This is a genomic window from Serratia sp. CY52157 (assembly GCF_052168495.1).
Taxonomy (GTDB): domain Bacteria; phylum Pseudomonadota; class Gammaproteobacteria; order Enterobacterales; family Enterobacteriaceae; genus Serratia; species Serratia ureilytica.
Map to the genome: position 1 here is coordinate 503027 of NZ_JBJNMO010000001.1, position 12050 is coordinate 515076.

The window sequence follows — 12050 nt, forward strand, 5'->3', positions numbered from 1 at the left end:
GGCGCCCTTGAACGTTTTATTGGCGCAGATAGACCTGCGGCAACGACACTTCGGGATGATGAATCACGCCGAGATCGGCCTGGTACCAGCGGGTGAGGATTTCCGTCTGCAACACTTCCTGCGGTGTGCCGCTCGCCACCAGGCGCCCCTGATGCAACAGCAGGATACGGTCGGCGTACAGCGCCGCCAGATTGAGATCGTGCAGCACACAGCAGACGCCCAGCGGCTGTTGGCGCGTCAACGAGCGCAGCAGGCGCAGGGTATGCTGCTGGTGGTAAAGATCCAGCGCCGAAGTCGGCTCGTCGAGGAACAGCCAGGCGGGGGACGGCTGCGGCTGCCACAGCTGCGCCAATACCCGCGCCAGTTGCACCCGCTGCTGTTCGCCGCCGGACAGCTGACGATAGTCGCGCTGCGCCAGCGCCAGGCAATCGGTCTGCGCCATCACCTGTTGGATCGCCTGGTGCTCGTCGCGTTTGCCGTGCGGCGCGCGTCCCATGCTGACCACTTCTTCCACGCTGAAGGGAAACGCCAGATCGCTGTATTGACGCATCACGGCTCGGACTTTGGCCAACTGCTGCGGCGCCCAGTGTTCCAGCGGGCGGCCAAGCAGCCGGCATTCGCCGCAGTCCGGCGTCAAATAGCCGGTCAGCAAACGCAGCAGCGTCGATTTGCCGGCGCCGTTAGGGCCGATAATCGCCACCATTTCACCGCCGGCGAGGCTGAGCGAAACATCGTTGATCAAGCGGCGCGTACCGAGGCTGTAGCGCAGCTCCCGGGCCGTGAGGTTGGCGGCGTTATCCACCGGTTCGCTCCCGCTGGCGCATCACCAGCCACAAGAAGTAAGGGCCGCCGATCAGGCTGGTCATCAATCCCACCGGCATTTCGGCCGGCGCCACCAGCGTGCGCGCCAGCGTGTCGCTGACCAGTAACAGGCAGGCGCCGCCCAGGGCGGAGCAGGGCAACAGCCAGCGGTGATCCCCGCCGAGGCGCATGCGCACCAGATGCGGCACTACCAGACCGACGAAGCCGATCACGCCGCTCATCGCCACCGCCGCGCCGATCAACAGGGCGCTCAACAGCAGCAGCTGCAGCTTGGCGCGCTGAACGTTCACCCCGAGGTAGTGTGCCTCTTCGTCCCCCAGCTGTAACAGGTTCAGACGACGCGCCTGCAGCAGCGTCAGCAGCACCGTGGGCAGGATCAGCGAGGCGGAAACGGCCAGCGTCGGCCATTGCGACTGGCTGAGGCTGCCCATCATCCACAGCGAGAATTGGCGCAGCTGTTGATCGCTGCTGATGTAGGAGAGCACGCCGATGGCCGCCATGCACAGGGCGTTGATCGCGATGCCCGCCAGCAGCAGCCGCGACAGATTGCCGTGCCCGCTGCGGCTGATGCCGTAGATCAGCAGTGATACCAGCAGGCTGCCGAGGAACGCCGCCAGCATGTGGCCATACAACGCGATCGTCACCGGCAACGCCAGCGGCATCACGATGAACAGCGCGACAAACAGCGCGCCGCCGCTGCTGATGCCCAGCAGGCTCGGATCCGCCAGCGGATTGCGGAACAGCCCCTGCATTACCGCGCCGGATACCGCCAGCGCACAGCCGATCACCACCGCCAACAGCACGCGCGGCAGACGAATGTTGAGCCAGATGTGCCAGGCGGCGTCGCTAAAGGGTTCGCGCCACAGGGTGCCAAACGACAGCGTGAGCGCGCCCAGGTTAGCGGCGACCAGCGCCAGCAGCGTCAGCAGCACCAGCAGGCCGATGATGGCTAACTGAGGTGAGGTGCGACAGCGCATTACTTTTGCTCCGCCGAGTGGCGCAGTTTGGCCAGCGCCGCCGGCGTTTCCAGACCGAAGCCCAGCAGCGTCATGTCATCGACGATCAGCACGCGACGCTGCTTGCCTGCCGGCGTCAACGCCAGACCCGGCAACGTCCACAGTTGCTGTTCGCCGCCGAGGGTGCGTACGCCGTCGGTGGTGACCAGCAACAGATCCGGCGCGCTGGCGATGACGCCTTCCTGCGACAGCGGACGGTAGCGGTCAAAACCCTGCATGGCGTTTTTCAGTCCGGCGGCGGCGATCACCGCGTCGGCGGCGGTGTGTTGCCCGGCCGCCATCGGCGTAATGCCGCCGTGGCTCATCACAAACAGCACCTTGACCGGCAGCGGAGTGGTATCGACCGCCGCCAGCTGCTGTTGATAGCGCTCGCTCAACTGCTTGCCTTGCTCATCACGCTGCAGCGCGGCGGCGATCGCGGCGATTTTTTGCGGCACCGCCTGCAGGGTGGTGTCACCCGGCACGCTGACGACCTTGACACCGCTGTCCGCCAGTTGTTTGAGCACCAGCGCCGGCTGCGCCAGCTCGGTCGTCAGCACCAGCGTCGGTTTCAGCGCCAGAATGCCTTCGGCGTTCAGCTGGCGCATGTAGCCGACGTCCGGCAGCTTTTTCACCGCTTCCGGATGCAGGCTGGTGCTGTCGCGGGCGATCACGTCGTCGCCGGCGCCGAGCGCAAAGGCGATTTCCGTCACGTCGCCGCCGATCGAGACGATGCGCTGTGCGGCGGCGGCGGTGAGCGGCAGCGTCAGCGTCACCATCAACGCCAGGCGGCGGATCAAGGAGGATTTCATGCGGCGATGTCCTTGGCGGCGAGCGCGGCGACCTGCTCGCGCCACTGGGTTTGTTCCGGTTGGCCTTCGGTGCGCTGGCCATACAGCTGCGCGATCTGCGTGCCATCTGCGGCGAACAGCTCCAGGCTGGTGACGATGCCGTCTTTGGTCGGTTTGCGGGTGATCCAGCTTTCGGCGATGGCGTTTTCAATCAGGTGCAGCGTGAAGCGGCGGTTGAACACGTTGATCCAGCCTTCCTGCGGCATCAAGCGTTCGATCTGGCCGGTGAAAATCTGCACGCAGCCACGGTTGCCGACGAAGATCATGATCTCATTTTGCTGTTGCTGCGCCGCCTCCAGCAGTTGCGACAGCGCGCTGTTGTCCACCTGATAGGCCAGATCGTCGCCGACGGCGCGGAAGGCCTGCTGGCGCGTCAGCTTATTGCGGCTCAGTAGCTGGAAGAACTGGTGGACGTCGGTCATCGCGCGCCATTCAGCGTCGATTTTGGCCTGATCCTGCGTGGCTTCATCGGAGGTGGCCGCCTCGGCGGGCTGCAGCGCCAGCGCCGGGTTTTCTTCGCTCAGGTGGCGTTCCACCAGCGCCATCCAGGCCGGCAGATCGGTTTCCTCGGTGGTGTAGACCTTGTGCAGCGCATCGCCCTGCGGGTCAAAGAACTGAATGCTGTGGCGCACGCCGCGTTTGTTGGTTTCGCTCATGGCGAAGACGCTGGTCCAGTGGTTGAGGAACAGGCGCAGATCCAGCTCGCGCGGGTTGAGGATCAGCCCGGCGTGGCCGTTGAGGTGCTGGTTGCGGTAGCGGCCCATCTGCTCATGCACCGCATAGCTGTTGCGGGTGATGGACTTGGTGACGCCCACTTGCTCGAGTTCGGTCAGCAACGTGCGGGCGTCGGCCTGCAGGCGGCGGGCGTCGTGGCCAACGCGGGCGTGCGTCAGTTCCGCTTCGCTGACGCCAAGGATCGCCGCCAGGTCGCGGGCGTATTTGCCGGGATGGTCGATTTTAGCCTGTTGGTAACGTTCGTACAGGGTGTTGCTCATGCGGGATTCTCCTGCGCTGTGATGCGAATGGCGGACACACCGGATGTCCGCCAGATAGTCAAATGATCACCACTGGTAGCTGACCAGCAGTTTGGCGTTGCGGCCATCCTGCGGGACGCCCTGCGGCGAGTAGTACTCTTTGTCGAAGGCGTTGCCCAGCACCACGGTGGTGGTGACGCCCTGCAGACGGTCGCGGCCTTTGTAGCTCAGATAGAAGTCGTTAACCCCGTAGCCGCCTTGCTCCGACGTCCCCGTCTGCACGCGGGTGGCGCGTTCGGCGAAGGTGGCGACCCAACCGGCGGACAGACCGGTTTCGCCCAGCGGCACATCCAGCGAGCTGGTGACGGTGTCCGGATTGATGCTGCTCAACCAGTCACCGGTCGCTTCATTTTTGCCGCGGGTGCGGTTATAAGCCAAATCCCAGCCGAACCAAGAGGTTTTATAGCTGAGCGTAGCGTCCCATCCCCAGATTTTTGCGCGATCGATATTGGTCGAGAAGGTGGTGCAACTGATGCAGTAAGGGCCGCGCGGGCCGCGTCCCAGCTCCATGGTGACGTCGGTTGTGATGTAATCCTTGGCTTTGGTATCGAAATAGCTCGCTTTGAACTGCAAGCTATCATCGGCGAGCAGCAGATCGTCGAAACGCAGGCCAAATCCGTACTCTTGAGTTTCATTGGTTTCCGGTTTCAAATTAGGGTTCGGCACCCAATAGTTGGTGATGGTGGTAGGCCCCATTGGGATGGAGAAGTGTTTGGAGTCGTTGTACATCTCACCCATCGTCGGTGCGCGGAACGCCTGAGAATAGGAGCCGAACAGCATCAGCCAGTCGGTGGGGGTAATGCTGACTGCGCCGCGTGAGGACCATTTGTTCGCATCCACATCGGCATAGCCGTCACTTGAGCCCTTGTAATTGTCATAGCGGGTGCCGGCGAGCAGGGTGACGGGCAGATCGCGCAGCGTGATTTCGTCCTGCAGCCAGCCTGAAGCGAAGTTGATTTTTGCGTGCGGGAAACTTTCGGTCGCTCCGCCCGGCGTTTGCTCCTGTTTGTAAGCCTCGGTGCCGTAGGTCAGCAGGTGCGAAGCGAAAGTATCTGCAAACAGGCGTGTGCGGTTTTCGAGTTTGGCGCCTTTAGTGGTTTGTTTGCGCGCTTCATCTTCGCTGCCGCTGGCGTGCGCGTTAATTTTCACGTCCGAGTAATACACTTTCGCTTCAGCATCCAGCCAATCCTGGCCGACCGGCTTCAGTTTGTAACTCAGAGCCGCGTCGCGTTGGATCGTCGAACGATCGGTCATTAAGTTTCCAGCGGAGCTGGCTGGCGTTTGTGGGTTTTTCGGCTCTTGGGCGCTGTTGTTGTAGTAACGAAGGTTGCCGCCCAGCGACTGGTTGTCGTCGATCTTCCAGGTGCCTTTGGCCAGCACGTTGTTGATGGTTTCGTCGTTGGGGGCATCGAAGCCATTGCCCTGGCGCAGATTGCCGACGTCGCGGGTGCCGAACGACAGCAGGCCGCCGAGGTTATCGGTCTTGCCGTAGGCGCTGGCGCCCATGCCCAAGCTGTGATCGCCGCTGCCGGCGGTGCCGTAGACGCGGAACCCGCTGTCGTGGCCTGGCAACAGCAGGTCGGCGGCGTCGACAGTTTCATAAGACACTACGCCACCCAGCGCGCCGCTGCCGTACAGCAGGGCAGAAGGGCCGCGCACGATTTCGATGCGTTTCACCAACGCAGGATCTAAAAATGTGCCGTTAATATGGCCGGTATCGGTGCCCTGGCGGATGCCGTCGACCAGCGTCAGCACGCCGCGTCGGTCGTAACCGCGCATCATGAGATCCTGCCCATTGCTGCGGCCGGAGCCCGTGACGGTAATACCCGGCACGCGGCGCAGCATATCGGCAGCGGTCCCCGCAGTTTGGCTTTCCGGCGAACTGCCTTCGATGACCGTCACCATCATCGGCGCTTCAAAGCTGCTGCGCTGATTGCCGGTGGCGACCACGGTCATGGTTTCGTCAGCGGCTTTGGCTTTTTTGGCCGGCGTCGCGGGGGAAGAAGAGGGGGTCGTGCTGGTGTTTTGTGCCAAGGCCACCGTAGGCAGAGCGCAGGCAATCGCCAGACTCAACGCGGAAAAACGCAGCCGGGTGGAAAATGTCAGAGGCATGGTGCAACTCTCCGTATGTAATGAAACATATCAATAGATTTGCTGGCTGCCTGGATCACAAGATCGGGGTGGCTGGCGTTTGAGGATTCTGTGGTTATTTGGTCAGGATCAATTTCCCTGCCTTGGTCTGCCGCAGTTGATAGCGCTGGCCCTGATGGGTAATGAACGCGATGCCGTCGGCGCCGAGCAGCTGTGCGCTGTCGTAGCTGGGCGGCGCGTTTGCGCTGTGCTCGGTCGGGGCCGCGGCGGCGGGAGTTGGCGTGTTGGCAGTATCCATCATCTTTGTGCTTATAAAACAGACCATTAAATGGTAATTAATATCAAATTGAGAATCATTATCATGTGATGGAAAGGTTACATCAAGGAAAATTTTCTTACCGATGGAACCTTTTTGCCGAACGGACATCCGGCGACGGGCCGAACGCGCTCGGCCCGTAAAAAAGAGGGGATTATTTCAGCAGGGTTTCGATACGGTCGAACAGACGCTCAGGTTTGGTGATCGGCGCAAAGCGCGTGACACGTTGACCATCGGCGGTGAGCAGGAATTTGGTGAAATTCCATTTGATGCGGCGGCTGCCCAGAATGCCGGGCGCCAGGCGTTTCAGTTCGTTGAACAGCGGATGGGCGCCGGGGCCGTTGACCTCTATTTTGTTGAACAGCGGGAAACTGACGCCGTAGTTGAGGCTGCAAAAATTGGCGATCTCAAGCGGACTGCCCGGCTCCTGAGAACCAAACTGGTTGCAAGGGAAGCCGAGCACCATCAACCCGCGTTCGCGATAGTATTGCCACAAATTTTCCAGCCCGCGGTATTGCGGGGTGAAGCCGCACTTGCTGGCGGTGTTGACCACCAGGTAAGCGCGCGCCGGGAAATCGCCCAGCGTTTTTTGCTCGCCCTGCAGCGTGACGCAGGGGATGGATAACAGAGAGTGAATCATGCCGGGGCTCCCAGTGCGTTGCGGCGGGTATTAAAGGATTGCGATCAGTATAGATGAGCGAAACAGGGGAGATAAAGCCGGGGCGTGGCCCCGGCCTGCGATAGGCTAGAAGCGGCTATCGATGGCATCCGCCAGCATTGCCAGCAGCTGTTCGCTGTCGGACCAGCTCAGGCAAGGATCGGTGATCGACTGGCCATAGGTCAGCGGCTGGCCGGCGACGATTTTCTGCGTGCCTTCCACCAGGAAGCTTTCCGCCATCACGCCGGTAATGGCGGCAGAGCCGGCGCGGATCTGCTGGCAGACATTGTCGGCCACTTCCAACTGACGGCGATGCATCTTCTGGCAGTTGCCATGGCTGAAGTCGATCACCAGGTGCTCCGGCAGATCGAATTCACGCAGGCTGTCACAGGCGGCGGCGATATCGCTGGCGTGGTAGTTCGGCGTTTTGCCGCCGCGCATGATGATGTGGCCGTACGGGTTGCCGCTGGTCTGGTAGATGGTCATCTGACCATGTTTGTCCGGCGACAGGAACATGTGCCCGGCGCGCGCCGCGCGAATGGCGTCGATGGCGATGCGGGTGTTGCCGTCGGTGCCGTTTTTGAAGCCGACCGGGCAGGAGAGCGCCGAGGCCATTTCACGGTGGATCTGGCTTTCGGTGGTGCGCGCGCCGATGGCGCCCCAGCTGATCAGATCGGCGATGTATTGGCCGACGACCATGTCCAGGAATTCGGTGGCGGTCGGCAGGCCGAGCTGGTTCACCTCCAGCAGCAGGCGGCGCGCCATTTCGATGCCGCGGTTGACCTGGAAGGTGCCGTCCAGCGCCGGATCGGAGATCAGGCCTTTCCAGCCGACAACGGTGCGCGGTTTTTCGAAGTAGGTGCGCATCACGATCTCCAGGCGATCCTGGTAGCGTTCGCGCAGGGCGTTCAGCCGGCCGGCGTAATCGACGGCGGCGTCGAGATCGTGGATGGAGCAGGGGCCGATCACCACCAGCAGGCGGCGGTCTTCACCGGTAAGGATTTTTTCAATGCGTTTACGTGACGCTGTCACGTTATCGGCGACGGCCGCCGAGATCGGCAGCTTATCCGCCAACGCTTGCGGCGTGACGAGGCTGTCGATGCGCGCGGTCCGCAGTTCATCTGTTTTGTGCATGTTGTTCCCTGGAAACTGTTCTTCTCTGCGGCAGGAGCGCCGGGAAGTGATGGCGATCACAATAACGCAAAAAGCGCTGAATTCAACCGTAGAGATTGCGTTCTGTTGATCAAAGCCGCGAAAAAAAGCACAAAAAAATCAGCTGCTGCTGAAATAAACGGCAGGCGGCGGGGCGCGATGGCCCCGCGGGGAAAGATCAGAACATGCGGCGGCTCATGCCGAGGATATCGAGGATTTTGGTGGAGATCTCTTCGACCGAATAGTTGGTGGTGTTGAGGTAGCGGATCTGGTTTTTGCGGAACAGCGCCTCGACCTCGGCGATTTCCATGCGGCACTGGCGCAAGGAGGCGTAACGGCTGTTTTCGCGCCGTTCTTCACGGATCGCCGCGAGGCGCTCCGGATCGATGGTCAGGCCGAATAATTTATGCTGAAACGGTTTCAGCGAGGCCGGCAGATGCAAATTGTCCATATCGTCGGCGATAAACGGGTAGTTGGCGGCGCGGATGCCGAACTGCATCGCCAGATAGAGGCTGGTGGGGGTTTTGCCGCAGCGCGAGACGCCGAGCAGGATCACCTGCGCCTGATCGAGGTTGCGCAGCGAAATGCCGTCATCGTGCGCCAGGGTATAGTCGATGGCGGCGATGCGGGCGTCGTACTTGCCGAGATTGCTGGCGGTCAGGCCGTGGGTGCGGTTCGGCACCGGCGTCGGTTCCACATCCAGCTCGCCCTGCAGCGGGCCGACCAGCGCCTGCACGATATCCTGGCAGAAGCCCTGGCTCTGGACGATCACATCGCGCACTTCCGGCGAGATAATGGAGTAAAACACCAACGGGCGCACGCCGGTTTCATGGTAAATATCATCGATTTGCTGGCGAACTGCGCGCGCGCGGGCCTCGGTTTCGACAAACGGCAGGGTATAGGTGGTCGCCGTGACCGGGAACTGCGACAGCACCGCGTGTCCCAGCACTTCGGCGGTGATCGCCGTACCATCCGAAATATAAAAAACGCTTCTTTCCACCCGAGGCTCCTTACCTGAAAACGGTGTTCCTGCTGTCATCACTGTCAATATCATGGGCCGCAGACGATCCGTCGGTAAAGGGGCGAGAGAAAAAATTGTGACGGCGGGGCGATAAACCGCCATGCGGCGGCGCTGGCGGAAAGCGCGATTAGCGGCCATAAAAAGTGCGGCCCAGCGGCGCTTTTCCACCTGAAGCGCGAGTTTGCCGTTATTTTCACCAAAAACGGTAGCGTTTGCGCGGTCATTAAAAAAGAAGTTTAAAAAGAACGTAATTTGTTGATAACTAAGCTTTTCGTGCGTTTGGGAACGGTTCCCAGGCAAATCAGCCGGTTAGGACATTCTCTTAAAAACCACTTTCTTCAGTGGGTTGATCGATTCACCTTTCCATTTTCCCCGGATCAGTGTGCTAGTCTGATTCGGCTCCGCGTTTAGCGGCGCCGTAAAGCAAGCGAATTAAATCCGTCTTTACCCTACTGATAGCAATAAGGATTGTCTCGATGTCCAACAATGGCCCAGACTTGCGTAATGTGCTTTGGTACAACCAGCTTGGCATGCACGACGTTGACCGTGTCGGCGGCAAAAACGCTTCCCTCGGTGAAATGATCACCAATCTTTCCGATTTGGGCGTGGCCGTGCCGAACGGTTTTGCCACCACCGCGCAGGCGTTTAACGATTTCCTCGAACAAAGCGGTGTTAACCAGCGCATCTATCAGTTACTGGATCAGACTGACGTTGACGACGTTGCACAACTGGCCAAGGCCGGTGCCCAGATCCGCCAATGGGTGATCGACACGCCGTTCCACGCCGAGTTCGAGCGTGAAATTCATCAGGCTTACCAACAGCTCGCCGACGGCGAACCGGAAGCCTCCTTTGCGGTGCGCTCCTCCGCCACGGCGGAAGACATGCCGGACGCTTCCTTCGCCGGCCAGCAGGAAACCTTCCTCAACGTGCAGGGCATCGACGCCGTGATGGTGGCGATCAAGCACGTGTTCGCGTCGCTGTTCAATGACCGCGCCATCTCTTATCGCGTGCACCAGGGTTACGACCACCGCGGCGTCGCGCTGTCGGCGGGCGTACAGCGCATGGTGCGCTCCGATCTGGCCTCCTCGGGCGTGATGTTCACCATCGACACCGAGTCCGGCTTTGATCAGGTGGTGTTCATCACCTCCGCCTTCGGTCTGGGTGAGATGGTGGTGCAGGGCGCGGTGAACCCGGATGAGTTCTATGTGCACAAGCCGACGTTGCAAAAAGGCAAGCCGGCGATCGTGCGCCGCAACCTGGGCTCGAAAAAAATCCGCATGGTGTACGCGCCGTCGCAGGATCACGGCAAGCAGGTGCGCATCGAAGACGTGCCGGAAGCGCAGCGCAGCCGGTTCTCGCTGACCGATGACGAAGTGCAGGCGCTGGCGCATCAAGCGATCCTGATCGAAAAACATTACGGCCGCCCGATGGATATCGAGTGGGCGAAAGACGGCCATACCGGCAAACTGCTGATCGTGCAGGCGCGCCCGGAAACTGTTCGCTCCAACGAACAGACCATGGAACGCTATCAGCTGAACGGCTCCAGCCCGGTGCTGGTGGAAGGCCGCGCCATCGGTCATCGCATCGGCGCCGGTCCGGTGAAAGTGATTCACGATATCAGCGAAATGGATCGCATCCAGCCGGGCGACGTGCTGGTGACCGACATGACCGACCCGGACTGGGAGCCGATCATGAAGAAGGCCGCTGCGATCGTCACCAACCGCGGCGGGCGCACCTGCCACGCGGCGATCATCGCCCGTGAGCTGGGCATTCCGGCGGTAGTGGGCTGTGGCCACGCCACCGACGTGCTGAAAGACGGCCAGAAAGTCACCGTATCCTGTGCGGAAGGCGACACCGGCTTCGTTTACAGCGACATGCTGGACTTCAGCGTGCAGAGCTCCGAAGTGACCGAACTGCCGGATCTGCCGCTGAAGATCATGATGAACGTCGGCAACCCGGATCGCGCTTTCGACTTCGCGCGTTTGCCGAACGAAGGCGTGGGCCTGGCGCGGCTGGAATTCATCATCAACCGCATGATCGGCGTGCACCCGCGCGCGCTGCTGGAGTTCGATCAGCAAACGCCGGCGTTGCAAAACGAAATTCGCGCGTTGATGCAGGGCTATGACCACCCGGTCGAGTTCTACGTCGGTCGTTTGACCGAAGGGATCGCGACGCTGGGCGCCGCCTTCTGGCCGAAGCGCGTGATCGTGCGTCTGTCCGACTTCAAATCCAACGAGTACGCCAACCTGGTGGGCGGCGACAAGTATGAACCGCACGAAGAGAACCCGATGCTGGGCTTCCGCGGGGCCGGCCGCTACGTGGCCGACAGCTTCCGCGATTGCTTCGCGCTGGAGTGCGAAGCGGTGAAACGCGTGCGTAACGAAATGGGGCTGACCAACGTCGAAATCATGGTGCCGTTCGTGCGCACCGTGGCGCAGGCGGAAGCGGTGGTGGCCGAGCTGGCGCGTCAGGGGCTGAAGCGTGGCGAAAACGGGCTGAAAGTGATCATGATGTGCGAGATCCCGTCCAATGCGCTGCTCGCGGATCAGTTCCTTGAGCACTTCGACGGCTTCTCCATCGGCTCCAACGACATGACCCAGCTGGCGCTGGGGTTGGATCGCGACTCCGGCGTGGTGTCAGAACTGTTCGACGAACGCAACGACGCGGTGAAAGCGCTGCTGTCGATGGCGATCCAGGCGGCCAAACGCCACGGCAAATACGTCGGTATCTGCGGCCAGGGGCCGTCCGACCATGAAGACTTCGCCGAGTGGTTGATGGAGCAGGGCATCGATAGCCTGTCGCTCAATCCGGATACCGTAGTGCAGACCTGGATCAACTTGTCGAAAAAGAAATAAGGCTTCGGCGCTGCTAAGGCATTAATACCCGGCCGCAGTTTACGCTGCGGCCTTTTTATTTCTGAATGTAAATAACGGCGCGTTAAATAATCAATTTGGTGAAAAAAGAATAAAAAAAAGCCCATCGTAGGAGATGGGCAAAGACTACACACAGCAATTCACATGTATGGCATTACATTGTTCAGAAAGGTTGCTTTAAAATCAGTGATTTGAAGCAATAGATGGCCATAATACTAGATATTTGAACGCGACTAG

General features: G+C 60.7%; 10 protein-coding genes and 1 other RNA gene. 1 reads left to right on the forward strand and 10 read right to left on the reverse strand.

The genetic code is table 11. The features are described from left to right. Positions 1-16: 16 nt before the first annotated feature. From ACJ8IP_RS02520 to ppsR, 9 genes are all read right to left on the reverse strand, one after another. Positions 17-802, reverse strand: coding sequence for a heme ABC transporter ATP-binding protein (locus ACJ8IP_RS02520; protein WP_033642893.1), 786 nt, complete (start codon positions 800-802; stop codon positions 17-19). After that, a complete protein-coding gene (locus ACJ8IP_RS02525; RefSeq protein WP_042784355.1) occupies positions 795-1799 on the reverse strand; it encodes a FecCD family ABC transporter permease in 1005 nt (334 codons plus the stop codon). The genes ACJ8IP_RS02520 and ACJ8IP_RS02525 overlap by 8 nt, the downstream gene beginning before the upstream one ends. Next, entirely contained in the window at positions 1799-2629 is an 831-nt protein-coding gene (locus ACJ8IP_RS02530) for a heme/hemin ABC transporter substrate-binding protein (RefSeq protein WP_442524293.1), read from the reverse strand. The genes ACJ8IP_RS02525 and ACJ8IP_RS02530 overlap by 1 nt, the downstream gene beginning before the upstream one ends. Then, complete coding sequence (locus ACJ8IP_RS02535) at positions 2626-3663, reverse strand: hemin-degrading factor (protein WP_033642896.1); 1038 nt, start codon at positions 3661-3663, stop codon at positions 2626-2628. Before ACJ8IP_RS02535 ends, ACJ8IP_RS02530 begins: the two co-directional genes overlap by 4 nt. Before the next feature lie 66 nt (positions 3664-3729). Beyond that, complete coding sequence (locus ACJ8IP_RS02540; protein ID WP_442524294.1) at positions 3730-5814, reverse strand: TonB-dependent hemoglobin/transferrin/lactoferrin family receptor; 2085 nt, start codon at positions 5812-5814, stop codon at positions 3730-3732. 94 nt (positions 5815-5908) lie between these two features. Continuing rightward, positions 5909-6091: a hemin uptake protein HemP gene (gene hemP, locus ACJ8IP_RS02545; RefSeq protein WP_016927944.1), complete on the reverse strand. Its 183-nt coding sequence runs from the start codon at positions 6089-6091 to the stop codon at positions 5909-5911. Positions 6092-6263: 172 nt separating this feature from the next. Continuing rightward, positions 6264-6749, reverse strand: a complete 486-nt coding sequence (locus ACJ8IP_RS02550; protein ID WP_033642898.1) for a glutathione peroxidase — start codon at positions 6747-6749, stop codon at positions 6264-6266. 105 nt (positions 6750-6854) lie between these two features. Continuing rightward, the gene (locus tag ACJ8IP_RS02555) at positions 6855-7901 is read right to left on the reverse strand and encodes a 3-deoxy-7-phosphoheptulonate synthase (RefSeq protein WP_033642899.1); all 1047 of its coding nucleotides are present in this window, start codon (positions 7899-7901) and stop codon (positions 6855-6857) included. 196 nt (positions 7902-8097) lie between these two features. Beyond that, positions 8098-8958 carry a posphoenolpyruvate synthetase regulatory kinase/phosphorylase PpsR gene (gene ppsR, locus ACJ8IP_RS02560; protein ID WP_160880175.1) on the reverse strand — a complete coding sequence of 287 codons (861 nt, stop codon included), beginning with the start codon at positions 8956-8958 and terminating at the stop codon, positions 8098-8100. Positions 8959-9416: 458 nt separating this feature from the next. Between ppsR and ppsA the strand changes: the two genes are divergently transcribed. Further along, complete coding sequence (gene ppsA / locus ACJ8IP_RS02565; protein WP_033642901.1) at positions 9417-11795, forward strand: phosphoenolpyruvate synthase; 2379 nt, start codon at positions 9417-9419, stop codon at positions 11793-11795. A 109-nt stretch (positions 11796-11904) separates the two neighbouring features. Here ppsA and rprA read toward each other — a convergent pair. Further along, an RNA gene (gene rprA, locus ACJ8IP_RS02570) (antisense sRNA RprA) lies at positions 11905-12014 on the reverse strand. Between the last annotated feature and the right edge of the window lie 36 nt (positions 12015-12050).

What these genes read in the sequence shown, in the direction of transcription:
- ppsA (WP_033642901.1), top strand. Translation starts at nt 9,417, where the DNA reads ATGTCCAACAATGGCCCAGACTTGCGTAATGTGCTTTGGTACAACCAG.
- ACJ8IP_RS02535 (WP_033642896.1), bottom strand. Translation starts at nt 3,663, where the DNA reads ATGAGCAACACCCTGTACGAACGTTACCAACAGGCTAAAATCGACCAT.
- ACJ8IP_RS02540 (WP_442524294.1), bottom strand. Translation starts at nt 5,814, where the DNA reads ATGCCTCTGACATTTTCCACCCGGCTGCGTTTTTCCGCGTTGAGTCTG.
- ACJ8IP_RS02530 (WP_442524293.1), bottom strand. Translation starts at nt 2,629, where the DNA reads ATGAAATCCTCCTTGATCCGCCGCCTGGCGTTGATGGTGACGCTGACG.
- ACJ8IP_RS02525 (WP_042784355.1), bottom strand. Translation starts at nt 1,799, where the DNA reads ATGCGCTGTCGCACCTCACCTCAGTTAGCCATCATCGGCCTGCTGGTG.
- ACJ8IP_RS02550 (WP_033642898.1), bottom strand. Translation starts at nt 6,749, where the DNA reads ATGATTCACTCTCTGTTATCCATCCCCTGCGTCACGCTGCAGGGCGAG.
- ACJ8IP_RS02555 (WP_033642899.1), bottom strand. Translation starts at nt 7,901, where the DNA reads ATGCACAAAACAGATGAACTGCGGACCGCGCGCATCGACAGCCTCGTC.
- ppsR (WP_160880175.1), bottom strand. Translation starts at nt 8,958, where the DNA reads ATGACAGCAGGAACACCGTTTTCAGGTAAGGAGCCTCGGGTGGAAAGA.
- hemP (WP_016927944.1), bottom strand. Translation starts at nt 6,091, where the DNA reads ATGGATACTGCCAACACGCCAACTCCCGCCGCCGCGGCCCCGACCGAG.